Here is a 26,596-nt window from a genome sequence, read left to right on the forward strand (position 1 = left end):
TTATCTAGGTTTTCATTTGTTCAACGTATATATATATACGAGTGAATGTGGGAAAGGTTTCATTTAGAAACTTTTTCTGCATCTTCAATCATCATTTTCATTCTTTTTCGTTCACGCTCAAGAACTGGTTTTAAATAATAACCGGTATATGAAACTGTAGATTCCGCCACTTTCTCTGGAGTACCTGATGCGATAATTTGGCCGCCATTATCGCCTCCTTCAGGTCCTATGTCGATAATGTAATCTACGGTTTTAATGACGTCCAGGTTATGCTCAATAACAAGTACAGTATTTCCCGTATCGACTAGGCGCTGCAGGACGATTAGTAGTTTGCCAATATCGTGGACATGTAGACCTGTCGTCGGTTCGTCAAGAATATAAAACGACTTGCCATTGGAGCGTTTGTGCAACTCAGAAGCAAGTTTCACACGTTGCGCTTCACCGCCTGATAATGTTGTTGCCGGCTGGCCTAAATTAATATAACCTAGTCCAACATCAACAATCGTCTGGAGCTTACGGCTAATTTTAGGTATATTTTCAAAAAACACGAGTGCATCATCTACTGTCATAGCAAGTACGTCCGCTATGTTTTTTCCTTTATAGGTTACTTCTAGTGTTTCTCTATTATATCGTTTCCCATGACAAACTTCACAAGGTACATAGACGTCCGGTAAGAAGTGCATTTCGATTTTAATGATTCCATCGCCACGACAAGCTTCACAACGGCCACCCTTTACGTTAAAGCTGAAACGACCTTTTTTATACCCGCGAACTTTAGCTTCGTTAGTAGAAGCAAACATATCCCGTACATCATCAAACATGCCTGTATAAGTCGCTGGATTGGATCTTGGTGTACGCCCAATTGGAGACTGGTCGATTTCAATGACCTTTTCAAGTTCTTCAAGACCTATTGCTGATTTATACTGACCCGGTTTTTGCTTAGATCGATTCAGTTTCTGAGCAAGCACTTTGTAAAGAATTTGATTGATAAGTGTACTTTTCCCTGATCCTGAAACACCCGTTACAGCTATGAATTGACCAAGTGGAATATCTACATTTACATTTTTTAAATTATTTTCTGATGCACCTTTAATGACGATTTTACGTCCATCCAGTTTGCGTCTTTCCATTGGAAGTGGGATAAACTTCTTGCCGCTCAAATATTGACCGGTCAGTGATTTTGGATCATTCATTACTTGGTCAGGTGTACCTGCCGAAACGATTTCTCCCCCCGCGACACCAGCGCCCGGTCCGATATCAATTAAATAATCGGCTGCCATCATCGTATCTTCATCATGTTCAACAACAATCAGTGTATTACCTATGTCGCGCATACTCTTCAACGTACCTATGAGCCGGTCGTTATCTCGTTGATGAAGTCCAATAGATGGCTCATCTAAAATATATAGAACCCCTGTTAGTCTTGAGCCAATTTGTGTGGCCAATCGAATGCGTTGTGCTTCTCCACCAGAAAGAGTTCCCGCCGCCCTAGATAATGACAAATAATCAAGTCCAACATTAATAAGGAATCCGAGCCGCTCTTCAATTTCACGCAAGATGAGTTTCGCAATTTGTGTATCTTTTTCAGATAGTACAAGGTTTTTGAAAAAATGGTCTGCTTCAGTAATAGACAGTTCCGTCACTTTCCCAATATGGACGCCATTCACTTTTACAGCGAGCGACTCTTCCTTCAAGCGATATCCAGCACATGTTGGACACGGACGTTGCGACATATACTTTTCCATTTGTTCACGGATATAATCCGAAGAAGTTTCTTTAAAACGACGTTCTACATTTGCCAAAACACCTTCAAAATGAATATTGTTATCCCGCGTACCCCCAAATTCATTCGTGTAACGGAATCGAATCTTTTCATCCTTCGAGCCGTTTAATATTTTGTCAAGTTCGTCGTCCGGCAATTCACTTATCGGTACATCCATTGATATACCAAAGTGATCTGCAACAGTTTTTAAGAGCTCCGGATAGTATTGAGAACTTGTCGGTTCCCATGGCGCAATCGCATGATCTTTTAATGACAGTGTTGGATCTGGCACAACCAATTCCGGGTCTACCTCGCGCTTCGTCCCTAGCCCATCACACTCCTGACAAGCACCAAACGGACTGTTGAACGAAAACATTCGTGGCTCGAGTTCTCCAATTGAAAAACCACAGATCGGGCAAGCATGATGTTCACTGAACAGGATTTCTTCCCCATCCATGACGTCGACCAAAACGGTCCCATCCGCAAGACGAAGAGCCGATTCAAGTGAGTCGCTCAGGCGTGGCGCAATATCCTCCTTCATAACAATCCGATCGATGACAACTTCTATCGTATGCTTCTTGTTTTTGTTCAATTCAATATTGTCGTCGAGATCTATAATTTCACCGTTGACACGTATTCGGACATACCCTTGTTTCTTAATATCTTCGATTAATTTCACATGCGTTCCTTTACGCCCCGAAACAATCGGTGCCAGAACTTGAATACGCGTACGTTCCGGTAATTTCATAAGGCGGTCAACCATTTGCTCAATCGTTTGGGACGAAATTTCCGTTCCGTGAATCGGGCAGATTGGTTTGCCAACACGTGCATAAAGAAGACGGAGATAGTCGTATATTTCCGTGGCAGTTCCAACCGTCGAACGAGGATTGCGGCTCGTCGTCTTTTGATCAATTGAAATTGCCGGCGATAGCCCTTCAATGATATCTACATCTGGCTTGTCCATCTGACCTAAAAACTGTCGCGCATAAGAAGATAATGATTCAACGTACCTTCGCTGCCCTTCCGCGTAAATTGTATCGAAAGCGAGGGAGGATTTCCCTGACCCTGAAAGTCCTGTCATGACGACCAATTTGTCACGAGGAATATTTATATCAATGTTTTTCAAATTATTCGCACGTGCGCCTTGTATGATAATTTCTTTATTCTTCATAAATACCCTACCTCTCAGCCTTCAATTCCATGATTGTATCCCTTAGTTCAGCAGCTCGTTCGAAGTCGAGCGCTTTCGCGGCCTCTTTCATCTCTTTTTCCAAAGTTACAAGAAGCGTTGCTTTTTCGTCTTTAGTCAATTTCTTGCCGTGTGTTACTTTTTCTAAATAGGAAATCGCTTCTTCCGATACTGCCGTTGCACGAATCACATCACGGATTTCTTTATTAATTGTCGTCGGTGTTATGCCATGCTCTTCATTATATTTTCGTTGAATATCCCGACGACGCTCCGTTTCACCTATTGCTTTCGCCATAGAGTCCGTTATCCTATCAGCATATAAAATTACATGTCCATTGGAGTTACGGGCAGCGCGACCCATCGTCTGAATAAGTGCTCGCTCAGAACGAAGAAATCCTTCTTTATCTGCATCCAAGATCACAACAAGCGATACTTCAGGAATGTCTATCCCTTCCCTTAAGAGGTTAATCCCTACTAGGACATCAAATGTCCCTATTCGCAGTTCCCGTAAAGTTTCAATTCGTTCAAGTGTTTTAATATCAGAATGAAGGTATTGAACTTTTATACCAATTTCTTTCAAGTAATCAGTCAAATCTTCGGACATTTTCTTTGTTAACGTTGTAATTAGAACACGTTCATTGTTTTTCGTCCGTTCTCTTATTTGGCCTATCAAATCATCAATCTGCCCTTCAATCGGACGAATTTCAATTGTCGGATCTAGTAGACCAGTCGGCCGGATAATCTGTTGAATCATCTCGGGAGTATGCTCAATTTCGTAAGGGCCTGGTGTCGCAGAAACATAAATCGCTTCGTGGACATGGTCTTCGAATTCTTTGAATGTGAGCGGCCTGTTGTCGAGTGCTGAAGGTAGACGGAAACCATGGTCAACAAGTACGTTTTTACGTGCCTGGTCACCGTTATACATACCTCGTATTTGTGGCAACGAGACATGACTTTCATCTACAATAATGAGAAAATCATCTGGGAAATAGTCAAGCAGTGTATACGGAGTCGCCCCAGCAGGACGGAGCGTTAAATGACGGGAATAGTTTTCAATACCTGAACAGAAGCCCATTTCCCTCATCATTTCAAGATCATAACGTGTCCGCTGTTCAAGACGTTGCGCTTCCAACAGCTTGTCCTGAGCACGAAATTCTTTCAAACGTTCTTCCAGTTCAATTTCAATGTTTTCAATTGCTTTCACCATTTTTTCTTCGCCAGTAACAAAGTGAGAAGCTGGGAATATGGCAACGTGTTCACGTTCACCAAGGATTTCGCCTGTCAGTGAATCTACTTCGCGAATCCGTTCAATTTCATCACCGAAAAACTCGATACGTAAGCAATGTTCATCCTGGGATGCTGGCAAAAGTTCAACAACATCGCCGCGTACCCGGAACGTACCCCGAGTGAAGCTTATGTCATTCCGCTCATATTGAATATCTACAAATCTGCGTAGCAGTTCATTACGTCCTATTTCCATGCCTGGACGCAGAGATACAACATGTGCGCTGTATTCTTCTGGGGAACCTAGACCATAAATGCAGGAGACTGAGGCAACAATGAGCACGTCATTCCTTTCAAATAAGGAAGATGTTGCAGAGTGACGTAATTTATCAATTTCGTCATTGATGCTTGAGTCTTTTTCAATAAAGGTGTCAGTATGAGCGATATAAGCTTCTGGCTGATAATAATCATAGAAACTCACAAAGTATTCAACTGCATTGTCAGGAAAAAACTCTTTAAATTCACTATATAATTGACCCGCTAATGTTTTGTTGTGCGCGATAACGAGAGTCGGTTTGTTAATTTCCGTCAATACATTCGAAACGGTAAATGTTTTTCCAGTCCCGGTTGCACCAAGCAGAGTTTGGTGCTTCTCACCTCGGTTATGTCCTTCTAATAATTGTGCGATTGCAGACGGCTGATCGCCTTGTGGTGTATAAGGGGCTTGCAAATTGAATTTTCCGACCATCAGAAGCACCTCCTCTATCAGTTACATCTATCTTATCACTTTACCCATCTTTTGACGAGCAAAAAGCGAACGTACGTTTTTTCACTAATTTCCCCTTTTATAAACACACAGAGAAAAACGCTGCATGTCTATTCAACATGTAGCGTTCTTTCATTTTTCAATCATTCTCTTCAAGTTTACCAAGTCTTTCGGAATACATTAGGAATGCGCTTTCATCCCGACAATCAAGCGCAACATCAATTAACCTCATGATTCTACTCTTTGTTTGCTCTCTGTGTAAATGTTTCAAAAAAAGGTCCAAATAAATTTCATTCAGCAGTTTTTCCGCTTGGAGCGAAGAACTGTTTTTCCCTACAGCTTTCAAGAACTCGGCATATGAATAATTATTCTCCATCCCTATCACCCCTGATGCCTTTTATTTAGTATATCTAATTTCAGAGATAAGTTGCAACGTTTATTGGAATATTCTATATTTTTATTTAGTCATATTTAACAAAGAAAAGCGTAAGTCGCCGTTTAGCCCCGACAAGCATAAGACAGACCTGCGAAGCGGCGTTCTTTGCCGCACAGTAGGGCTGACTTATGACTCGAGGGGCTGGCGCATGGAGCCTAGACAAAGAAAAGCGTAAGGCGCCGTTTAGCCCCGACAAGCATAAGACAGACCTGCGGAGCGGCGTTCTTTGCCGCACAGTAGGGCTGACTTATGACTCGAGAGGCTGGCGCATGGAGCCTAGACAAAGAAAAGCGTAAGGCGCCGTTTAGCCCCGACAAGCATAAGACAGACCTGCGAAGCGGCGTTCTTTGCCGCACAGTAGGGCTGACTTATGACTCGAGGGGCTGGCGCATGGAGCCTAGACAAAAGAAAAGCGTAAGGCGCCGTTTAGCCCCGACAAGCGTAAGACAGACCTGCGGAGCGGCGTTCTTTGCCGCACAGCGGGGCTAACTTAAGTCTCGAGAGGCTGGCGCATGGAGCCTAGACAAAGAAAAAATATATTCCTTTATTATAAAGAAATGTCCCGCCTGCAATTGATTGCAAACGGGACGACTTTTGTTATTCATATTCTTTTTTCTCTCCAGTCAATCTGATCGTTGCCTCGGAGATAATAAGGATGACAGCCCCTAAAAGTAAAGGAGTTACAGACATTCCGTAAAGGTACAGTGCAGCACAAATAACTACCGCCGCCTGAATCCACTGGACTGCTCGAACGGTTCTATTAATCGCAACAGTACGGGTGTTTTCCTTTTCAGGAAACAGCACATCCATCCTGAAATCGTCCCCCGCCCGCAATGCATGAATAAGTTGGACGGCAGAGGCAAATGCAAGCGCTCCTGCAAAAATGAAAACGACAATCGGGAACGGGATGAAAATCGCTCCTAGTGCTGATAAAGCAGTGAGCCTTACCCATAACCAAAAAATATCATCTGTGCGTATAAATGTGCGTCTGATTAAATACGTTTGTGCACCAGGCTTACCGAAATTCGGGGATCCCATCGCAAAACCGAGCCATGCTCTTCTGCTAACGGAACCTTTCAAATGTGGGACGTCTGTGAAGTAGTTAGCAAAACGGTAAAAACGCATCATCCGATTTTGTTCGAGTGAAATGAAGTGATCGTAAGGGAATGGTTTTAGCATCCTCTTTTTTCTCCAATAGAAGTTGTACATTATAATGAGTACGCCAATAATCGGAAGAATAAGAGGACTTCCTACAAGACCCGCATAAACTACGAATCCCGCCAATAAAAACCGAACCGTTCGATCTAGCCAAATCCATTTTCCATCCAAAGCATGTCTTAAATTATATTCGGACTCGATGAATATCCACTTAATGAGCAACATGAAAATGGCAAGGATGATATACTCCATCTTCGATCCGGTACCGGTAGCCGAAAGTAATGGCAACGCTACAATGTATAAAATAAATGGTAATGGCAATTGTGAATAGAAGCTCCAACTCAATGACCGTTTCATATACGTCATAAGTTTTTGTTCCAGTGGCAGGAAATAAACCGTATCCGCCGGTTTCAATAGTGTCACCGGTGGCGAATAGGCGAGCGCTAGTCCAAGTATGATAGCCGTCAGTAGCGCCGCTGGGAACTCTGCTGGTACTTCCTTCAACCATTCACTGTACGTATAGCCCCCCGCTCCAATTGTGAAAACGAGAACGATTGCCAAATGGCCTGTAAATACATATTTTAAATACTTTTGGAGCTCGGTTATATAATGGACAAACCGGGTTCCCCATATTTCACGCAAATTGTTCATTGTCATGTTCCTCTGTCATCGCGATATATAAGTCATCTAGTGATGCTCCTGGACGCCCGAATGCTTTTCTTAAGTCATCCATCGTCCCTTCTGCTCGCACCCGTCCTTCATGCAGTAAAATGATTCTGTCGCAATGTTTTTCAGCGGTCGACAATACGTGCGTTGACATGAGAATTGAAGCCCCGTTTTCTGTTCTTTGCGTCATTTGCTCTAAAAGTGATTTAATGCCGATTGGATCGAGACCGACAAATGGTTCATCGATAATGTATAAAGAAGGGTTAACAAGGAAGGCACACATGATCATTACTTTTTGACGCATCCCTTTTGAAAAATGTGCCGGGAACCAGTTTAATCGCTTCTCCATCCGGAATTCTCGCAATAACTCATCCGAACGCGCTTCAAACACTTCTTTATCAAGGTCGTATGCCATCGCAGTCAGTTCAAGATGTTCCCTAAGCGTCAACTCTTCATAAAGTATCGGCGTTTCAGGAATATAAGTGAACGCTTTCCTATACTTTTCTGGATTTTCACTGAATGTCACACCGTTGACACGGATTTCTCCTTTATGAGGATTCATTAATCCGATAATATGTTTAATGGTTGTACTTTTCCCTGCTCCATTTAGTCCGATAAGACCAACTAACTCACCATGTCCGATGTTAAATGATAAATCATACAGAACGGGTTTACGTGTGTAACCGCCTGTTACGTCTTGTAATTCAAGAATTTCCATATCCATCCTCCATTCTTCTATTCATATTAGCAAAAAATGGCTCAAAAAGCTTTTCCCTTCATACAACTATATAGATTGAATGTAGGATTGCATTGAATAACGCTTGGGCCTACAGGACGCCGTGTAGCGAACTAAGACTGCCTTCCTTTACCTGTATTGCGCCTACGCTAGTTTATATACCGCCTTCAATATTTCAACCTATATCTGAAATTATGCTACACTTGTCCCATTCATGAAAAGGAGTGTTGAAAATGACTGAATGTATTTTTTGTAAAATCATTGAAGGAACGATACCTAGCGTAAAAATCTACGAAGATGAGCATGTACTCGCCTTCATGAATATTGCGCCTGTAACGAAAGGGCATGCCCTTCTTATCCCGAAAACACATCGTGAAAATATATATGATTTAACTGCAGAAGAAGCAGCTCAGCTGTTTTCTGTCGCACCACAAATCGCCAATGCCCTTAAAGATGAATTCGCACCAGCAGGTATGAATCTTCTTCAAAACAATGGTACACATGCAGGTCAAGCCGTTTTCCACTACCATCTGCATTTCATCCCGCGTTACGATGAGACTGATGGGTTCAAACCGACATTTGAGACGATGGAATCCGAATCAAGTTCTGAACGCATTCAAGAAATCGCAGTTGGTATTCGTGCAAAGTTACAAAAATAAGCTTGCTAATTGTCTGAATACCGTGTAAAATTAATAATAAGTTTTTCGCTGTCGATCATGAGGATACGATAGGAGAAACTCAAAATACCTGACGAGCTGAGGAGAGATTAGAAATGAAAACGAAAAGTCTTGTGTTAATGTCTTTATTAACTGCAGTAGGTGCTGCACTGTATCTGATTATTCCCCCGATTGCTGGAGGAATGAAACCGGATTTCATGCTGACAATGATGTTTATCGGGATATTACTGTTTCCTGAAGTGCGCAATGTATTTTTACTTGGAATGACAACAGGTCTGCTTTCGGGAATGTTTTCATCCCTACCAGGAAGTTTAATTCCAAACGTCATTGATAAACTAATCACCGCTTTCGTAATCTATGCGATTATCATCACATTTAAAAAGATTGCTGGAAACCTAGTTGCGGCTTCTGTCGTTGCAGGGCTAGGTACGTTATTATCGGGGAGCATCTTCCTTTCCGTTGCAATTTTTATATTCGGTATAAACTTGCCGTTCAAGGCATTATTCCTGTCAGTTGTACTTCCTGCTGTTGCGCTAAACGGAATTGCATTTTTCTTGATTTACCCAATTGTTACCGGCTTGGTCAAACGATCATCGTTTAAAACTGCATTATCCAATTAATATTACGGTTAAAGCTTTCCGTCTCCATGAGGAGAGCTTTTTTGATTGCTCAGGCTTCTATTAAATGTTTTAATTAAACTATAATAAGGAATACTGTTCACAAGAGAAAGGAGTGCTTAAGACAATGAAAGCATCTACATTTTTCATCGGACTTGCGGCTGGTTCAGTTGCTGCCGCTGTTACGGTATTGTATTCAACTCCCCAATCAGGAAGCCAACTTCGGACATCCGTCAAGGACGCATCAAGCGACATGAAGGAAATGTTCAAAGAAGTGAAAGTAAAAGTCGATGATTTAAAAGAATCCATCTCTCACCTTACAAAAGAAGCAAAAGAAACTGTTCCTACAGCAATCGAAGATATTAAAGGTTCAGTTGAAAAGTGGCAACAATCTACAGAATCAAATAAGGAACGAATGGAAAAAGAAATTGCAGCAATCCAAACTGCCCTTGAGGAGCTCGAACAGAACATCGCAGCCCATCAGAAATAAATTTAATAGCAAATGCGATCCACCTTTTGGAATGCAGTCAACTTCCCACTAAAATGCCTACACTAAATAGGTTGTCATAAGTGGAAAGGACTGCATTCCTTATTTTTATGCCAACTTTTAATTCAACATCATTATTGAATTGCAAGCTTTTTTGCAATTCTTACTTTTCTCTTCTTTGCTTTCCTGCTATAATAAAAGAAACGGAAAAATATAGAAAGAAGGTGTTTCCAATGTCAGAGCAAAAGTACTCTCCAAAAGAAGCAATGATTTTCAGTCAAAGGGTTGCTCAGATGTCTAAAGCGCTTTGGAAAGCAGTAGAAAAAGATTGGCAGCAGTGGATAAAACCTTATGACTTGAATATTAATGAGCATCATATTTTATGGATTTCTTACCATCTTCAAGGTGCCACTATTTCTGACATAGCTAAATTTGGAGTTATGCATGTTTCGACGGCATTTAACTTTTCTAAGAAATTGGAAGAACGCGAGTATTTACGTTTTTATAAAAAAGAAGATGATAGAAGAAATACATATGTAGAAGTTACAGAGAAAGGCGAGAAACTGTTATTGGAAATGAACATGAACTACTACGATTCCAATCATGGTGTTTTGGAGGGCTCACTCCCTATTAAAGACCTTTACGGAAAATTCCCGGAATTTCTTGAAGTTATGTCCGTTGTACGCAATATTTATGGGGAAGATTTCATGGAAATATTTGAACGAGGTTTTGAAAACATAAAAGAAACATATGATGACTCAACAGGTGAAATGATTGCTATAGTTAATACACCAAGTAATGAAGAACCTAAAATCCTGGTATCTATCGCAGAGGAAAAATAATTTCATTTTAGAAGGACTTCTGCTATGATTGCCTTGGTAAGTCAAAGAGGAGGAATAGATTTGATCCTTGTAATTACAATTCTGTTCTCGTTATTATATCTGTTTCAAATCAATAAAATGACATATGCACTATGCGAATCTAAGGAAATACCCGAAGAGAAGCAGCAGAAAATATACACGACCGTTAACGTTCTTGTAACCATTTTAATTGTGTCATTTTACGTCGAGATTCTGTTACAAGTATAAAAAAGTCCATTCCCTTTTTATGGGAAATGGACTTTTTCCATTATCGAAGCTTAGGGCGCCAGACGCCTTGAGCTTTTCTTTAATTAATTCAGGAAGGCTGCACCGACAATGATTAATAGAATGAACAAAACAACAAGCAACGCAAATCCCGAAGAACCATGGGAACCTTGGCTATATCCGCTCACAGGAGCACCCCCTCTCTCTCTATTTATCCTATGCGACTTGATTGATTCGTTGTAGGCAGTTTATCTGAGGGGATCCTTTTTGTTTTAATGGAATTTTGTGTTATAATGTCTACTGTTGCACATAAAAGTTAGGGGAGATTCTAAAATGAAAAAAACGATTTTAGCACTTACAATGGCCGCATCTGTTCTTGCACTTTCAGCGTGCAGCGATAAGAACACCGGTGATGAAGAGATCATCGCAACTTCTAAAAATGGTGATATTACAAAAGCAGATCTATATGTTGAGATGAAAGAAGCAATCGGTATCCAAGTTGTTGAAAACCTAATTCTTCAACAAGCGATTGAAAGTGAATATAAGGTTACTGATAAAGAGTTGAAAGATGCAATTGCAGCACAAAAGGAACAGTATGGCGAAAGCTTTGACATGTACCTTATGCAACAGGGGATAACAGAGAAATTTTTCGAAAAAAATGTAAAATCTCAATTGATCCAACAAAAAATGATTGAATCATTGAAAGTTACTGATGAGGAAATCAACGCTGGTATCGCAGATATGAAAAAAGAAATCAATGCTCGCCATATCTTAGTGGCAGATAAGAAAACAGCTGATGAAGTACTTGCGAAATTGAAAAAAGGCGAAGACTTCAAAGCACTTGCGAAAGAGTATTCTACTGAGCCAGCTGCTCAGGAATCAGGTGGAGACCTAGGTTGGTTCGGTCCTGGTAAAATGGTAGCGGAATTCGAAAAAGCTGCATTCGCACTGAAAAAAGGTGAAGTTAGTGAACCAGTTAAATCAAGCTTCGGATACCATGTAATCGAATTGGTTGATACACGTGAAGCTAAACTTGAACAAACTGATGAAGAACTAAAAGTAACAGTTACAGACACTCTTAAGAAAGCCAAATTCGAAGAGAAACTTGTCAAACTGTTGAAAGCATCTGATATAGACATTAAATCTGATGAGTTTAAAGGTGCACTTGAAGGCTACCTTCCAGCTGCAGAAACTGCTAAAACTGACAAAAAATAATACACAAAAAGCTGTCCCTTTGTATAAAGGAGACAGCTTTTTTTTGCATATTACCAGTAAGTCCTCCAAGTTAGAGATTTACTTTATTCAATTGAAGGTTTATAAAACGATCTGTTATCGAGAGGGAAAATTCTTTCCGTGAATTCACCAGGAGCTGTCTTACCAAGTGCTCGATCCAACATATTCATCTTCGCATCTATGTTATCGATGTAGTGAAGAATTTCCGCTTCTTTCAGCATTGGACGTTTCGGGCTTCCCCACTCTTCCTTACCGTGGTGGGATAAAACCATATGTTGCAACAGCATAACTTCTTCGCCAGAAATTTCAAGTTCGTCAGCTGCTTTTGATATTTCATTGACCATAATTGTAATATGACCTAGCAGATTCCCCTCGACCGTGTATTGCGTTGCAATTGGACCTGAAAGTTCAATTACTTTCCCAACATCATGCAAGATAATTCCTGCGAACAGTAAGTCTTTATTGAGTGACGGATACAGATCCGCTAGTGCTTTCCCAAGCTTCAGCATTGAAACAACATGATCGATAAGGCCTGATACATAATCATGATGATTTCTTGTCGCAGCAGGGTACGTCATGAAAGCAGTCTGATGTTTTTTCAATAAATGACGAGTAATTCTTTGAATTTGCGGATTTTGCATTTCAAAGAAATACTGCATCAACTCTTCGTATAATACTTCTTTACTTGTTGCCGATGACGGAACTAAATCAGCAATCGCCACTCCCTCATCCTCTTTTACGGGACGAATACTTTTGATGCGCAGCTGATTTTTCCCACGGTATTCATGTACTTCCCCGCCAACTTTGACGATCGATGCTGCAGCATATGTCTGCGCGTGCTCATCAGTCGTATCCCAAAGCTTCGCTTCAATATCACCGCTTTTATCTTGCAAGATAAGAGTCATAAACGGTTTACCTTGTGTAGTAACTCCTTTTGTAGATTGCTTAACGAGCAAGAAAAGATCAAGCGGTTCACCTGCATTATATTCTGCTATTTTCTTCATAAGACCATCGCTCCCCGTTCGCTTCCGATTTCGGAAACGTTTAGTATTGTTGCCTCCCGCCATTTATCCTTCATCGCTCCGTGGCATGTGAAATAAATGAACTGATGCTTGTTTTGTAAATTGTCTAGTAGTTCAATCATACGCGAAAGTCGCTCTTCGTCAAAGTGAACGAATGGATCGTCCAACATTAATGGGAAAGGAGCCGTACTCTCTATTGATGCCGCAAGCGCAAACCTAAGCGCAATATAGGCTTGCTCTTTTGTGGCCTGACTCAGTTCTACAATTGGATAACGCATTCCATTTTTCGCTAATACTTCGAAATGCCCCGTCTCCGTTACGCTAAGTGATTCATAATTCCCGCCCGTCAGTTCACAGAACAATTTTTCTGCTGCTTCAAGCACTTCAGGCAATTTCTTTTCTTTCAACTCCGACATTGTCCGACTGATTGCTTCAGTAATTGCTTTTCGTTCAGACCATTTTTTGGCGAGTTCTGCAAGCTCCGATTTTTTCATTTCGAAGAGTTGCAGTTTACGACCATAATTTTCATCTGAAAGTAGTCGTTCCGTTTTGTTAACAAGAGCGGCCTTTTCATTGATTAAGTCATTTTGCCTTTCGCTAATCGACGAAAGTGTTGCGCTATTATCATCCACTTTTTTCCGCAGCTCATCATCCATAACCATGCCAGGCAATTCAAGCGGTCCATGTGATGCTAATTGAGCATCGACATCCTCAAGTTGCCCCTTTAGACGAAACGCTTCCTGGTGGCTATTATATGCTGCGTAAAAGGCTTCTTCAGTTTCTGCTGCCGATTCAGCAAACAGAGCCTGCACTTTTTCCAGCAAGGAGTTTGCAAGGCTGGTTGTTTCTTTCAGCGCAGATTCTTTGCGTTCAAAAACAGCTGTCAATGACTTGATTGTTTCTGCTTGTTCATTCAGCTGTATGAATTCCCTTCTTAGCATCTCATAAATCATTGCTTGCGGTGCAGATTTCCTTATTACTTTTTCAGCTTCTGCTAACCGTTCAACAATTTGCTGCTGAATCGTTTGCAGCCGTATCACAGCATCATTCAACTCTCTAGTAACTTCCTGAACTTCTCGAATCATACGGAATAATTCCGGGATAATCCCGGTTGAAGGAATTTCATTGAAACCATAAAGCGCTAAAAATCCGGCCAATTCTAATTCAATTTGCCGCCGATTGCTATAGACATTCTCAAGCTCGGTTGTCAGCGTTTGGTATTTTCTTTCAAGTATCATAAATACTTCATGCAACTCTTCCTTCTTGCGCTTGTACATGCCAATTCGCTCTGAAAGTTCTTCCATTTGGCGCTCATTCCCATCATATGCGGCAATGATTTTTTCCATCTGCTGCAGTTTCGATGAAACGGGCGTTTGATGCTGTTTCTTTGGATACATCAGGATACCTAATCCTAAAACGATAACACCAGCTATAATTATGAGCCATTCAGTTTGGATGAAACCGAAAACGATGAACGCCAGAGCAAGTACGACAAGAAGTGCAGGTATCATCAGTGATTTCTGTTCTGCTTGTCGTCCACTTAATGAAACATAAGCTTTCGCTTCAGCAAGTTGCTGGCGAATTTTGGGCCACTGCTTTACCCGTTCTAATTCCTCTACGGTAGGGGCAATGCGTTCGATTCCACCAATTTGAGTTTCCGTATCAGCTAACTCATTTTCCACTTGGATGAGTTGGCGATTTACAAAGCCAATTTGCTGATCGTCTTCGGTGAGTTCTCGAATAATTTTGTGCATCTGTTCTTCCTTTTGGATTGAAACATCAGCCTCTAAAATAGTGTTTTCTGCTTCAAACCCTTTGACACCAAGTCTATCGAGCAGACGTCTCTTAGAACTGGTTAGCTGACTCATGTTATCTTCTTCAAAAGAAACTGCTGTTTGCCATCTATGCCACTCAGTTTCTTTCGACAGCAAAATTTCAAGTTCAGCAATGCGTTCGAATTCAAACTGTTCAGGCAATCGTGTCAGTATCTCCGCTAATTCTTCTTCCAACAGTTGTTTAGTAGCTTTGGCTTCTGTTAACTTCCCAATAAGCATTTCATAGCGCCGGATACCATCTGCCGGAAAAGTTATTGCATTTAATTGTGACATTCTTGCATCCAATACTTGTTTTTTTTGATGGAGGGGCAGCAACTGTCGTACGAGAGCGAGCTTCTGTGAACCTTGTATAAGTTCTTTTTCCTGTTCTCGCAACTCTATAAGCAAGTTATCGATTTCCCCTATTCTTTCAATTGAAGGTGCATATTCCCCTACTTTTTCCTGCTCGTCTTTCAGCTCTATTTCCAATTCCCGAAGTTCCATGATTTTGACGTTCATCTCCGGAATTCTCCCCGACTTTTTGAACAAATCTCCCAGTTCTTTTTCCATTCGGTTTCCAAGCTGTAACAATGAGTCAACGCCAGTGGTTCCCGAAGCAAGAAGTGTCCTGCTTAAATCCTCTTCACCCATTTTTTCAAATCCCTGTAACTGTAACAGGGAGAATGAGAAAATGGATTCGAATGAAGCGCGGTCATACTGGCGAAGTAGCGTGTTCAATTGCTCTTCTCCACCCTTAGTTCCATCCTCGAAATAGACAGTAACATCACCAGCAGATTTCCCACGAATCCGTTCGACGATGCATTTCCCATATGTCTCATCTTCAAGATGCACTTGCCCGCCATACTTGCCGCCTGATTTCGGTTCGTAGCGTAAAAGCGCATTGTTTTTTGGCGGAAATCCAAATAAAATATGCAGGATGAACTGCTGAATAGTCGTTTTCCCTGCTTCATTCAATCCATAAACTACAGTGATACCTTGTCCAAAATCCACGGTGACATTTTCATGTTTTCCAAATCCATAAATGTTTAATTTTTCGATTTTCATTTAAACACCTCATTCCATTCCTGACATTTCCGTAGCCAACAATACTGTTGCTCCGACTTTCACTTCATCAATTTCATCTTCAGTCAGAACGTCTAAGTATTTGACGCCTCGTGCATGTTGGTAAACATCTTTTAACACATCTTTCCAGTCCTCTTTTGTCCAATCATCAATCATCCCAGCTACTGATTGCATTAGTGCACTTGATGCAATAGAGAGATTCACCTGACTTGCAAATGTGATCTTCTGCACCCAGACAAAAGGTTCGCTTTCACCCGCAAAGTCACGCAGGACCTCCAACCATTCTTCCATCGGCGATTGACTGAACAAATTCGCAGCTTCACTGTCGATATCAGTCATCAATAGCTCCACAATTCCTGCTCCATTATGCTCTTTGAATGACTCTAGCGATTCCGAACATGCCGTCAGCCACTCATTCGCATGGCTCATTCCTCTACAAGACAATTCGAGTCTATCAAAAACAATTGCTGATGCTGGGATGAAATGAAGTGATGCTTTTGTTTTCGAGAGCTCAACTTCATAAAATCCTTTAGTACCACGCTCATTGCGATGACGTCCCTGCAAATTTCCCGGGTAAATGATTGGAGGCGATTCATGTAGCTGTTGCCTTACATGGATATGCCCAAGCGCCCAGTAATCATAATGCTTAGCAAGCAACTCACTTTTTGTAAATGGCGCATAAACTGCATGTGTTTCATCTCCCGCCAAACTGCCATGTAGCATTCCAATATTAAATGCTTCTTGACCTTCAGCAACAAGATAACGGTCAATCACTTTATCGCGGATATGCCTTTCCTTATAACTGAAGCCATGGATTAATACCTCCTGATCACCCACGTTCAGACGAACTGCTTCAACGTTCTCATCGAAAACATGCACATTCGGCGGTAAATCAAACCGTGTCCATCTTCCACCAAGATGATCATGGTTGCCATGTGAAATGAATACTGGAATACCTGCCACATCCAACTTCACCATTCCTTCTCGGAACTTCATCTGTGTGCGTAAACTCCTGTCTTCCCCATCGTAAATATCACCAACGATTAAGACGAAATCCGGTTTCGTTTTGACTGCGTGCTCAATTAATTTATTGAACGCTGCAAAGGTACTATCTCGTAAACTGTTCAGACGATCTGTCGGCAATCCTGTCATACCTTTGAATGGGCTGTCGAGATGCAAATCAGCTGTGTGGATAAATCGAATTGTAGACAAGTTTGCCCCTCCTTTATTCAACGAATACTTGTTCTTATTTTATCATAAATGAAAAGACTCTGCGAATTAATTCAGAGTCTTTTCAAATCTCACTTATTCTTTTCCGAGCTGAATTGCCTTTTTAATATCTTTCAAAGACCGAGATGGTCCGTACATAAGAACGCCGCCACGGTAAACGCGTGCTCCGAAGAAGCCAAGGATGAAAATTGTCACGAGCATGATTATTATTGACAATATTGGTTCCCAAGCGGGTAAGTCGAGCATTCCAACGCGCAAGAACATTACGAGCGGTGCAAAGAACGGGAAAAACGAAGCATATTTTATATATGCCATTTCAGGATTTCCGAGCCCGGTTGCTGCAATCATGAACCCTGCCACGATTAGCAACGTCATTGGCATAATGATTTGCTGGACATCTTCCGTTCGGCTAACAAGTGAGCCCAGAAGAGCCGCTAATGTAGCGAAGAGGAAGTACCCCAATAGGAAGAAGACTAGTGCATAGACAAGCGTTCCTACATTCATAGTCGAAAAGCCGAAGACGGAAAAGAAACCGTCTGCCATCTCAGATGCTGTTGTTTTCAATGCAATATACCCCGCCAGCCCCAACAATACCATTTGTAAAAGACCGAGCGATCCAATGCCAAGTACTTTTGCAAACATGTGTTTAACAGGTGATACACTTGAAATAAGAATTTCCATCACACGTGATGACTTCTCTGCCGCAACTTCTGTTGCGATCATACTCGAATAAACGATGACTGCAAAATAGATAAGAAACATGAGTACATAGACAAGACCACGCGCTTGACTCAATTCTTCTTGAGATTTTGCTGACGAAGATACCGATTCCTGCTCAAATTGAATGGGTGCGAATAGAGTCTCCACCTGTTCGCCAGACAATGATAACTCTTCCGCTTTCATTTCTGTTTGTATCGCTTGAAGTGCATCTTGTAACATCATTGGAAGCGTTAACTCCATAGCACTCATGGAGACATAGTTCGCTTGAATTGTATTCGTATTATCAAGTGCAAGCGTTACGAACGAATCGATTTCTCCTTCTTTCACTTGATCCGTAAGTACCTTTTCCGATTTGCTGGACAGTTCTACTTGAACGTCTGATTCATTTGTCTCGAACTGCATCTTTAACCGATCTGCGAGAACGCCGCTTTCATCGAATACTTGTAGCACTTCCGCCGAATCACTTTCTCCACCCGTCGCACTTTTAACTGTATCAATAATTTTCTCCATGTTTGCAAAAAGGAAAACCGCCGCAATCATGATAGATGTCGTTATGATGAACGATTTCGTTTTCGCTTTTGTCATAAATGCCTGTTTAAAAATGATCATGAATTCACGCATTTTGCTTCCCCACCTTTTCGATGAAAATATCTTGCAGCGAAGGTTCTTCAATTCCAAAATGACGAATCGGGCCCGACTTTAATGCCGCTGTCAGCAATTCATTGGCAACTTGTTCAGTTTCAACTTGGTAAAGTGCGCCTTCAATCGATTTCTGTACAGATGTAACACCTGCAATTGTTGCCAAATGCGCTAAATCATTGTCCGAATTTATGCGTACATTCTGCTTGCCAAATGACCGCTTTACATCACGAAGTGTACCGCTCACAATTTGCTTCCCTTTATCGATAATACTTAGTTGCTCACATAATTCTTCGACGTGGTCCATGCGGTGACTTGAGAATACAATCGTTGCGCCATCGTTACGGAATTGAAGTATTGCCTCTTTCAACATTTCAACGTTTACTGGGTCCAACCCTGAAAATGGCTCGTCAAGAATTAACAGTTGAGGGTTATGCATAAGAGATGCAACTACTTGGATTTTTTGCTGATTCCCTTTTGATAGTTCTTCAACTTTTTTATTGGCATAATGAGTGATTTCCATTCGTTCTAGCCATTTATTCATAGCCACCTTTGCATCGGACTTTTTCATGCCACGCAATTGTGCTAGAAAAATCAGTTGCTCTTCCACTTTCATTTTCGGATAAAGCCCTCGCTCCTCCGGCAAATAGCCAATCTCAGGACTCGTCGCATAAGAAATCGGTTTCCCATTCCATGTAATCCGTCCTTCATTAGCGTTCAATAGACCAAGAATCATCCGAAACGTAGTCGTCTTACCTGCACCATTCGCCCCAAGAAACCCGTACATCGTGCCTTTTTCAACAGACAGCGTCAAATCATCTACCGCTGTGAAGTCCCCAAATCTTTTTGTTACATTTTCAAGTAGTAATGACATTTCGTTACCCCTTTCTCTTTCCATTATTAACTATACGTATCTGGTACTCTGAAGTTTCAAGTTAATTCTTTTTATCTACAATAGCGGATGCAACTCCGTAAGAAACCATAGCAATTACATATAACGCAGTGAACAAAAAGAAAGAAAGACCGGGTCCTTCAAAAATAATGACGATTGCCCATGCAATAATAATAGCCAACACTGTAACTGCCCAGGAGAGCGACTTTGCTTGATCCTGAATCCTCTTATAGCGCTCGTCATATCGTCGTTCCTTCTTCCCTTTTTTCCATACGAAGTACCACACGGCTAATGCTACTCCAAGTCCAGCGGGCAAACCTAGCATGAAAGCGAGTAAGTGGAACTCCTCACGCATCTTTATTCCTCCTCCGGTTTAAAAATATCTTCAATACGACACTCGAATAACTTAGCGATCTTAAACGCCAAAACAAGTGATGGGTTGTATCTACCTTTTTCAAGAGAGATAATTGTCTGCCTCGAAACTTCCAGCTTCTCCGAGAGATCATCTTGCGTTAACCCCATCGCAGTGCGCATTTCCTTTATCAAGTTATTCACTTCAATGCTCCCCCTTTCAATAGTAAAGGTAGCTTTACGTAAAGGTTACTTTACTATATTCAGGATGTCAAGCAACCTTTACAAATTTCCTTTTAGAATCTTTCATAGTATAATGAATGAAATAGAGCGGAAAGGGTGAATTATATGAAAACATATAAACTAACAGCCTTCGAACCAACAGGAGCATTAATTACAGAAGAAACATTCACAGCCGAAACAGACGATGCAGCAAAAGTAAAAGGCCAAATAATGCTTGAAGAGAAAAGTCTACTCAAAAAAACACACCGCCTTGCTTCACCAGCTGGTAAGTTGTTATTGTTCCATTCTTGAATAAATTTACGCTTATATATGTTGAACAAATGAATACCTATATTAACTAAGCGGAGGCGCCTTAAAGGGGTAGTCGAAGCCAACCGAACTGCGAAGGGTTCGGTTTGTATAATTTCTGCGTCCTTTGCAGGAATTATACAATAAATGCAAAAGAGTAACTGGTAGGGCGGGAGGCATCCCCGAGCGCCGTAGCGAATTCAATGGAATACTTTATTTCAACATATATAGATGATCACTTATTCTGTAACCATAAACATAAAACAGGCCATTTCCATCATACAAATAGACGGGGTGTTGAGAAGTGAAAATCGCATTAATTGCCCATGATGAAAAGAAAAATGAAATGGTGAATTTCACAATCGCCTACGAACACATCTTTTCGCAATACACATTATTTGCTACCGGTACAACTGGAAAAAGAATCATGGATGAGACTAATTTATCTGTAACACGACTTAATTCGGGACCTTTAGGTGGTGATCAGCAAATTGGTTCAATGATTGCAACTGGCGAACTGGACTTAATCTTATTTTTCCGAGATCCACTAACTGCTCAACCACATGAACCTGACGTCAGTGCTTTATTACGCCTTTGTGATGTCTTTGGTATCCCGCTCGCAACGAATATTGCAACGGCTGAGCTGTTAATCCGCGCTGTGGAAAAAGGATATTTTTCATGGCGTGAAATGCTGGATAAGTATAAATAACTTCAAATTCAAATAAAAAATACCAAACATGTATCCGACTATGCAACGGATACATGTTTGGTATTTTTTATAAATGAAAGCGTTGGATCAAATGTATACGTCCGTTCGTTATGACCGCCATGGAGCTTGTTATGCTCGCCACGGGTGCAGTTATGATCGGCATGAGCTCTATTATGCTCGGCACGGTTTCAATTATGATCGGCATCAGCCGTTTTATGACCGCCACATGTTTTAATTGCATAATAACCTTCGTTTAACTTATCTAATACAAAAAAGGCACTGATTCAGGATGGCGTAAAAAACTCAGCTTCCTAAATCAATGCCATATCACTCAATAATCATTTACCAATAAATTCAGGCTTACGTTTCCCTACAAATGCCTGAATACCTTCCAGGTGATCTGCTGTTTTACGCATTGCCACTTGTGCTTCGCTTTCCATTTCTAAAATACTTTCAAGTTCCTTCGTTTTTTGTGCGTGTAAAATATTCTTCGATGCAATCATTGCTGCAATTGGTGACGCTAGCAGTTTATGAGCAAACGCTTCGCCTCGTTCAGCACCTTTACCTTGCGCAGTCACTTCATCGATTAGTCCTTTTTCAAGTGCTTCTTGACCATTCATCACTTTTCCTGACCAAATGAGGCTTTTCGCTTGAGGCACACCCACGCGTTCTTTTAAAAAGAAATGACCTGCCCCGTCTGGAATTAGACCAATGCCAATGAAGTTCATCGCAAGTTTACTCTCTTCTTCCGCAATAATATAATCACATCCGAGTACAAGGCTAAACCCAAGTCCTGCCGCCGCGCCATGGACGACCGCAATCGTAACTTGCGGTAATGTATAAAGTGCTTTTGCAAGGCGTGAAACGTCTACCATCACTGTACCAATATCCATTGGGCTATTCGGATCTAGCATCGCTTTAATATCCCCACCCGCAGAAAATGCACGACCGGCCCCTTGGATAATCAAAACTTGAACTGACACATCACTTTTCAATTCTTCAAAGACATCTGCAAGTTCCTTCATCATGACATTATCCATCGCGTTCATCGACGCAGGCCTATTCAAGGTAAGATGTGCTAGACGTCCCTCTTTTTTTAATTCGACAGTTGAATACATAAAAAAACACCCCTTCGCAGAAAATGAATTACCATTCACTTCTTAGATTCGGTGTTTTTTCAATAAACCCTTTATTTATTTACTGTCTCCGGAAATATCGCGTCAAGATGAGCAAGTTTCTTCACGATGGAATCTTCATACGTCAGGATATAAGCTGCTGGATCTTTCGGATTATAGAACTGCGTAATTTTCCCCGTTTCAGGGTCAATGAACTTACTTGAAGCCCCGCATCCTACTCCAATGATTGTCTGTACCTCTTCCATAATAATAATATTATAGATACTTTCTTCACCGGGCTTTGCGTAGCCGACATTTTCTAAGTTACCTAAAATATTCTTTTGGCGGTACAAGTAGTATGGTTCATAGCCATTTGCAGCGTTCCACTCTTCTCCAAGCTTCATCATCTGCTCGACTGTTTCACGATCGGCGACTTTGTATTTATCTTTATTGCGGGTCATTTCAGAAGCCCGTTTGAATGATAATGTATGAACTGTCAGCGATTCAGGTTGCATTTTTTCAGTCTCAGCAAGTGAATGCTTGAATTCTTCCATTCCCTCATTTGGCAAACCAATGATGAGATCCATATTGATATTTTTCATCCCCATATCGCGGGACAGCCAGAACTTATCGACTGTTTCTTGGACAGTATGATGACGACCGATTGCTTTCAGTGTTTCATCTGTGTAGGATTGTGGATTGACACTTATCCGGTCAATTCCCCATTTTTTCAGCACATCGATTTTCGCAGGCGTAATCGTATCAGGACGACCCGCTTCTACCGTAATTTCTCTGACTTTATCCATGTTCGGGAATGAAGCGTACATAGTTTCATACAGTGCGTCCATTTCTTCCGCCTCAATAGATGTTGGTGTTCCTCCACCAAAGTAAATCGTCGTAATGGCCATGTCTCGCTCTGTTAGCCATTTCCCCATTTCGCGGATTTCGTCATGCAATCCATCTAGGAATGTTTCAACTCGTCCACTTTTACGATTAATTGCATAGGCTGGGAACGTGCAATATGCACATTTCGTTGGGCAAAATGGAATACCGATATAAATACTTACTTCATTTTCTAATTCATGTAAATCAGGCACAGTTCGTAACTGTACATTCGCTATTTTTGCTAGAAGTTTACTTTTTTCATTCGACAGTCGATGGCTATCCATTAGTAGCTGCTGAGCCTCTTCCGAACTGTGTCCTTCACGGCGATATTTATGGTACAGTTTCATCGGACGGATCCCTGTTAAAATTCCCCAGGATTGACGCATCCCCGTAGCCTGTTCAAGCGTTTCAAGGAAGACGTGTGAATAAATTCGCTTTAACTGCCGAGTTATTACTTTATCATCGTCGGTTTCTTCTTTCTCAGAAAACTCAGCAGAATATTCAACGCCATCCCACATTAGGATTGCCTTCCCGACAAGTTGTCCATCTAGCGTCCGATCCAACGTCAATTTTGCTTGGATCGCTCCCTCTTCATCCTCATCAACGATTTTTGATTGTTCAAAGAAAAGGTTTGCAAGATGCGTAAACATCCTAATCCAGCCCTGTTCAAAGTTTTCTTTCATGACGATTTTTTGCATTGTGAATACCCAACTTTCTATTAATAAATCCGAAATTTTTTCTTAAGAAGAACATAAAATCATTATAGCAAATTTACGCAGTTAAAGAAGAAAAACCGGCCTAGGCCGGTTTTTAGATGGATTCGTATAATTGTTGTACTGGTTTCATGAGTACACGGTTTACTTCTTCGATCAAACCGCTCAATTTCATTTCTGATTCAAGCATTTTCATAATTTTAGGGTTTTGCTGAGCAAGTTGTGCAGTTTTTTGAGCATATTCAAGTTCTTCAGCGACTGGTTCTTCACCTTGCATCTGTTTTTCCTGAAGGCTCAATTGGATTTTACGGAAGCTCTTGAATAACGCTAATGCATCCTCATCTGCTTTTACTTCTTCTACTGCTTGTTGTACTTCTAAAAATTCTTCCGTTTTCCGGAATGTTGCTTCCAATTTGTTTAAATCGTCATAGATATTCACTGTCATTTAAAGTCCTCCTAGGATAAATTTGTTGCAAAGACGATAAGGCCCTGAACAATTCCAATCAAACCGCCCAGAAATGCTCCAAGTATGGTGATCATCTTGAATTCGCGCCTTGAAATGCCAAGCACTAGATCTTCCAGTATTGCTACTGGAAACGCATCGACCTGCTCTCTAACCATATCATCTAATTTAAGTTTGTGAAGCGATATCTCCATTTGTTTTTCTGCCTGCTTGAATGCAAAGCTAGTCAGTGTCGGTGTCAGATTAACAGCTGTCCATTCCGCCCCTGCAGGCCAATAATCCTGTATTGTCTTATTCAAACGAGCTTCTAGTACAAGTTCTTTTTTTGCATAAGATCGGACCGAATCGAATAATCCATCCCAATCAAATCCTCCAAGAAGTTCGTCAACGGGACGTTTTTGAAGCTTTTCCCATTCATTAAGTATAATTGTATTCACAAGATCATATGTCCCTGATGCAGCGACAAATTTCAGTGCTTCACGCTGGATTTTTCCAACAAGCGATTCAGACTCTCCAAAAAACATATTTACCATACTTCCAAGTGTCCCTTTTGATGCTAGGAAATCATCAATCATTTTGCGGAACATTTCTTTTCCTTCATCTGATTCAAAGTAGGCTTCCGACCTGCCTAAAATGTAGGTTGTTATGGCTGGAATGCGCCCTGCAGCTTCTACCCGCCACTTTTGCGGTAGCACCTCTTCTACCGATCCCGTCGTCAGTTTTGCACGGACGGCGTTAAGCTGGGTATCGAGTACTTCCAACACTTTCCGCTCTGCTTTCTCTGCAACATTCGTCGCGCCGGCAGTATCTAGCCAGTCATTCAATGTTTTTTCAGAGTGAAGGATATGCTGCTCAAGTTTTTGTTGGAGAAAATTCTCTGCTTTCTTTTCCATGTCAGGTGTCAAAAACTTCTTCCGGAACGTTTCCGGTGTTAATAAATAATTCGTTACCGTCTTACCGAGTTGCATTGCCAGTTCATCGCGCCGTTTTGGTATCAAACCCGGCGTGAATGGCACGCGCCATTTCCCGATATATTTCGCTTCATGAGGCCTGAACAGCATTTTAATCGCTAGATGATTTGTAAGTCCACCGATTAGTGCACCAATTAAAGCCATGAATAACAATGTCCATAAGAAACCCATACGCTTCACCTTTTTCCGTATCGTTAAGTCTTAATTATAACAGAACTAAACCGAACGGAAAAATCCAAAGGCTTATCTAAGCGCGTTGTACATTGTAGACATGCGAATAGCATGTTCCATTTCATCATTCATGGCGATGAAAAACGGATTGTAGGCCTGCTGAAATGGAACGGTCAGCAGCATTTCCTTATACGTTTCAACTCCCTCAAGCTCATTCACCAATGCCCGCTGAACACACTCTTTTAAGTTATAACAAGGCAACGGTCTCTTTGGATTTGGTACAAACGTCCCCGTCATCATATAATAGAGCTGTTGAAACATTTCATAATGGCTTTTTTCATCTTCATACATATGTTGAAGGAAATCTTGCCAAAGTGGATCATTCGTCATACCGTGCATTGATTTATAAAAATAATAATCTCTGTACTCATCTTCGATGGCCTGCTTTAATTTATCAACAAACAAGTCAGCACCCTTTCGCTTTCTTTTATTGATATTATGCGGTCGGGTAGCGTCTTATGAGAGGAGTTAATGACATGCTGCAACATTTTAGCTTTAAACCGATGTTTGACAATACACAATTACCGGGCTGGACATTCTCATTTTTCTTCCGTAATACAAGGTACACCGGTGACTATTTACCTGAAGGTGTTATTGTTTGGACAGGAGAAACGCCACCCGAAGAAGACAATTTAAAAAAAATGATTCATGAATTGATGATTTTTCATGTCTATGATTGATTCGTGAAAACTTCGGGAATACTGTCCTTTATGACGTATTAAGGAGGCGCAGTATGAATAAAGAAAAATCCCCTGAAGAGTTGCGTAAAGAAAAGGAACAGTTAAAAGTACAAGATCAGAAAACTGAAAATATCTTTGAAGATAAAAGCCGAGTTCCTAACGAGCAAAATGCTTGGAAAGAAACGCAATTCAAAAGAGGCGAATAACAAAACTCCCTGCATCTCATATGCAGGGAGTTTTGTTATTCTACTTTCCTCGTTTCCTCTATGCCAACCATGTGTCTTGTATCCTCTTCCAAATATTTGTTGCTGTTCGTGTCATTTGTTCCCCGCGTCATATCGTCATATGGCGTAAACATATTTCCCGATTTCTTCTTATTAAAAAGAGTCTTGTAGATTGAAATACCGATTAATAGCATACCTCCCAGTCCTAACGCAATGGAAACAACAGCTACAATCGTAATGCCCATAAGAACACTCCCTTTTTGCCCATTATACCACCAACAAATCAG

The 26,596-nt window shown here is 41.1% G+C and carries 29 protein-coding genes; 10 read left to right on the plus strand and 19 right to left on the minus strand.

The annotated features are described in order from the left end of the window. Positions 1–59: 59 nt before the first annotated feature. The 5 genes from uvrA to FQ087_RS19705 form a co-directional block, all read right to left on the minus strand. Positions 60–2,933, minus strand: a complete 2,874-nt coding sequence (gene uvrA, locus FQ087_RS19685; protein ID WP_149582305.1) for an excinuclease ABC subunit UvrA — start codon at positions 2,931–2,933, stop codon at positions 60–62. Between the two features lie 7 nt (positions 2,934–2,940). Continuing rightward, a complete protein-coding gene (gene uvrB, locus FQ087_RS19690) occupies positions 2,941–4,923 on the minus strand; it encodes an excinuclease ABC subunit UvrB (protein WP_149582306.1) in 1,983 nt (660 codons plus the stop codon). A 157-nt stretch (positions 4,924–5,080) separates the two neighbouring features. Further along, positions 5,081–5,317 carry an IDEAL domain-containing protein gene (locus FQ087_RS19695; protein WP_149582307.1) on the minus strand — a complete coding sequence of 79 codons (237 nt, stop codon included), beginning with the start codon at positions 5,315–5,317 and terminating at the stop codon, positions 5,081–5,083. Between the two features lie 657 nt (positions 5,318–5,974). Beyond that, positions 5,975–7,186, minus strand: a complete 1,212-nt coding sequence (locus tag FQ087_RS19700; protein WP_149582308.1) for an ABC transporter permease — start codon at positions 7,184–7,186, stop codon at positions 5,975–5,977. Beyond that, entirely contained in the window at positions 7,170–7,919 is a 750-nt protein-coding gene (locus FQ087_RS19705; RefSeq protein WP_149582309.1) for an ABC transporter ATP-binding protein, read from the minus strand. The genes FQ087_RS19700 and FQ087_RS19705 overlap by 17 nt, the downstream gene beginning before the upstream one ends. Positions 7,920–8,170: 251 nt before the next feature. Between FQ087_RS19705 and FQ087_RS19710 the strand changes: the two genes are divergently transcribed. From FQ087_RS19710 to FQ087_RS19730, 5 genes are all read left to right on the plus strand, one after another. Continuing rightward, a complete protein-coding gene (locus FQ087_RS19710) occupies positions 8,171–8,596 on the plus strand; it encodes an HIT family protein (protein ID WP_149582310.1) in 426 nt (141 codons plus the stop codon). Positions 8,597–8,709: 113 nt separating this feature from the next. Then, the gene (locus tag FQ087_RS19715) at positions 8,710–9,234 is read left to right on the plus strand and encodes a tryptophan transporter (RefSeq protein WP_149582311.1); all 525 of its coding nucleotides are present in this window, start codon (positions 8,710–8,712) and stop codon (positions 9,232–9,234) included. A 124-nt stretch (positions 9,235–9,358) separates the two neighbouring features. Then, the gene (locus tag FQ087_RS19720; protein WP_149582312.1) at positions 9,359–9,721 is read left to right on the plus strand and encodes a YtxH domain-containing protein; all 363 of its coding nucleotides are present in this window, start codon (positions 9,359–9,361) and stop codon (positions 9,719–9,721) included. A gap of 230 nt (positions 9,722–9,951) precedes the next feature. Beyond that, positions 9,952–10,560 carry an HTH-type transcriptional regulator Hpr gene (locus FQ087_RS19725; protein ID WP_149582369.1) on the plus strand — a complete coding sequence of 203 codons (609 nt, stop codon included), beginning with the start codon at positions 9,952–9,954 and terminating at the stop codon, positions 10,558–10,560. Positions 10,561–10,620: 60 nt separating this feature from the next. Beyond that, a complete protein-coding gene (locus FQ087_RS19730) occupies positions 10,621–10,806 on the plus strand; it encodes a hypothetical protein (protein WP_149582313.1) in 186 nt (61 codons plus the stop codon). Positions 10,807–10,889: 83 nt separating this feature from the next. Here the strand turns inward: FQ087_RS19730 and FQ087_RS19735 are convergent, their stop codons facing one another. Beyond that, complete coding sequence (locus FQ087_RS19735; RefSeq protein WP_149582314.1) at positions 10,890–10,991, minus strand: YjcZ family sporulation protein; 102 nt, start codon at positions 10,989–10,991, stop codon at positions 10,890–10,892. A gap of 145 nt (positions 10,992–11,136) precedes the next feature. Between FQ087_RS19735 and FQ087_RS19740 the strand changes: the two genes are divergently transcribed. After that, the gene (locus tag FQ087_RS19740) at positions 11,137–12,018 is read left to right on the plus strand and encodes a peptidylprolyl isomerase (RefSeq protein WP_149582315.1); all 882 of its coding nucleotides are present in this window, start codon (positions 11,137–11,139) and stop codon (positions 12,016–12,018) included. Between the two features lie 83 nt (positions 12,019–12,101). On the opposite strand, the gene yhaM is transcribed toward FQ087_RS19740, so the two are convergent. The 7 genes from yhaM to FQ087_RS19775 all read right to left on the minus strand — a co-directional run bounded on the left by yhaM (position 12,102) and on the right by FQ087_RS19775 (position 19,991). After that, positions 12,102–13,040, minus strand: a complete 939-nt coding sequence (gene yhaM / locus FQ087_RS19745; RefSeq protein WP_149582316.1) for a 3'-5' exoribonuclease YhaM — start codon at positions 13,038–13,040, stop codon at positions 12,102–12,104. Further along, positions 13,037–15,937 (minus strand): ATP-binding protein, encoded by a 2,901-nt coding sequence (locus tag FQ087_RS19750; protein WP_149582317.1) that lies wholly within the window; start codon positions 15,935–15,937, stop codon positions 13,037–13,039. Before FQ087_RS19750 ends, yhaM begins: the two co-directional genes overlap by 4 nt. A gap of 9 nt (positions 15,938–15,946) precedes the next feature. Continuing rightward, positions 15,947–17,167, minus strand: coding sequence for a metallophosphoesterase family protein (locus FQ087_RS19755; RefSeq protein WP_149582318.1), 1,221 nt, complete (start codon positions 17,165–17,167; stop codon positions 15,947–15,949). A gap of 93 nt (positions 17,168–17,260) precedes the next feature. After that, positions 17,261–18,526, minus strand: a complete 1,266-nt coding sequence (locus tag FQ087_RS19760) for an ABC transporter permease (protein WP_149582319.1) — start codon at positions 18,524–18,526, stop codon at positions 17,261–17,263. Next, a complete protein-coding gene (locus FQ087_RS19765; RefSeq protein WP_149582320.1) occupies positions 18,519–19,418 on the minus strand; it encodes an ABC transporter ATP-binding protein in 900 nt (299 codons plus the stop codon). The genes FQ087_RS19760 and FQ087_RS19765 overlap by 8 nt, the downstream gene beginning before the upstream one ends. Positions 19,419–19,479: 61 nt before the next feature. Next, entirely contained in the window at positions 19,480–19,791 is a 312-nt protein-coding gene (locus tag FQ087_RS19770) for a DUF2178 domain-containing protein (protein ID WP_149582321.1), read from the minus strand. A gap of 2 nt (positions 19,792–19,793) precedes the next feature. Next, positions 19,794–19,991, minus strand: coding sequence for a helix-turn-helix transcriptional regulator (locus FQ087_RS19775; protein ID WP_149582322.1), 198 nt, complete (start codon positions 19,989–19,991; stop codon positions 19,794–19,796). 144 nt (positions 19,992–20,135) lie between these two features. Here FQ087_RS19775 and FQ087_RS19780 point away from each other — a divergent pair, with 144 nt between their 5' ends. Further along, on the plus strand, positions 20,136–20,321 hold the full coding sequence (locus FQ087_RS19780; RefSeq protein ID WP_149582323.1) for a YhzD family protein: 186 nt from the start codon (positions 20,136–20,138) through the stop codon (positions 20,319–20,321). Positions 20,322–20,622: 301 nt separating this feature from the next. Next, positions 20,623–21,027 (plus strand): methylglyoxal synthase, encoded by a 405-nt coding sequence (gene mgsA / locus FQ087_RS19785; protein WP_149582324.1) that lies wholly within the window; start codon positions 20,623–20,625, stop codon positions 21,025–21,027. Positions 21,028–21,365: 338 nt separating this feature from the next. Here the strand turns inward: mgsA and FQ087_RS19790 are convergent, their stop codons facing one another. From FQ087_RS19790 to FQ087_RS19810, 5 genes are all read right to left on the minus strand, one after another. Next, positions 21,366–22,145: an enoyl-CoA hydratase gene (locus tag FQ087_RS19790; protein WP_149582325.1), complete on the minus strand. Its 780-nt coding sequence runs from the start codon at positions 22,143–22,145 to the stop codon at positions 21,366–21,368. 71 nt (positions 22,146–22,216) lie between these two features. Beyond that, positions 22,217–23,725 carry a coproporphyrinogen III oxidase gene (locus FQ087_RS19795; protein WP_149582326.1) on the minus strand — a complete coding sequence of 503 codons (1,509 nt, stop codon included), beginning with the start codon at positions 23,723–23,725 and terminating at the stop codon, positions 22,217–22,219. A gap of 112 nt (positions 23,726–23,837) precedes the next feature. Then, positions 23,838–24,185 carry a YlbF/YmcA family competence regulator gene (locus tag FQ087_RS19800; RefSeq protein ID WP_149582327.1) on the minus strand — a complete coding sequence of 116 codons (348 nt, stop codon included), beginning with the start codon at positions 24,183–24,185 and terminating at the stop codon, positions 23,838–23,840. Positions 24,186–24,196: 11 nt separating this feature from the next. Next, positions 24,197–25,345 (minus strand): DUF445 domain-containing protein, encoded by a 1,149-nt coding sequence (locus FQ087_RS19805; RefSeq protein ID WP_149582328.1) that lies wholly within the window; start codon positions 25,343–25,345, stop codon positions 24,197–24,199. A 72-nt stretch (positions 25,346–25,417) separates the two neighbouring features. After that, positions 25,418–25,810 carry a ferritin-like domain-containing protein gene (locus FQ087_RS19810; protein ID WP_149582329.1) on the minus strand — a complete coding sequence of 131 codons (393 nt, stop codon included), beginning with the start codon at positions 25,808–25,810 and terminating at the stop codon, positions 25,418–25,420. Positions 25,811–25,881: 71 nt separating this feature from the next. Between FQ087_RS19810 and FQ087_RS19815 the strand changes: the two genes are divergently transcribed. Both FQ087_RS19815 and FQ087_RS22615 read left to right on the plus strand, forming a co-directional pair. Continuing rightward, positions 25,882–26,085, plus strand: a complete 204-nt coding sequence (locus tag FQ087_RS19815) for a YheE family protein (protein WP_067205894.1) — start codon at positions 25,882–25,884, stop codon at positions 26,083–26,085. A 53-nt stretch (positions 26,086–26,138) separates the two neighbouring features. After that, positions 26,139–26,291, plus strand: coding sequence for a hypothetical protein (locus FQ087_RS22615; RefSeq protein WP_188006829.1), 153 nt, complete (start codon positions 26,139–26,141; stop codon positions 26,289–26,291). 35 nt (positions 26,292–26,326) lie between these two features. On the opposite strand, the gene FQ087_RS19820 is transcribed toward FQ087_RS22615, so the two are convergent. After that, on the minus strand, positions 26,327–26,554 hold the full coding sequence (locus FQ087_RS19820; RefSeq protein ID WP_149582330.1) for a hypothetical protein: 228 nt from the start codon (positions 26,552–26,554) through the stop codon (positions 26,327–26,329). Positions 26,555–26,596 lie beyond the last annotated feature (42 nt).

Source organism: Sporosarcina sp. ANT_H38, from assembly GCF_008369195.1.
Lineage (GTDB): Bacteria > Bacillota > Bacilli > Bacillales_A > Planococcaceae > Sporosarcina.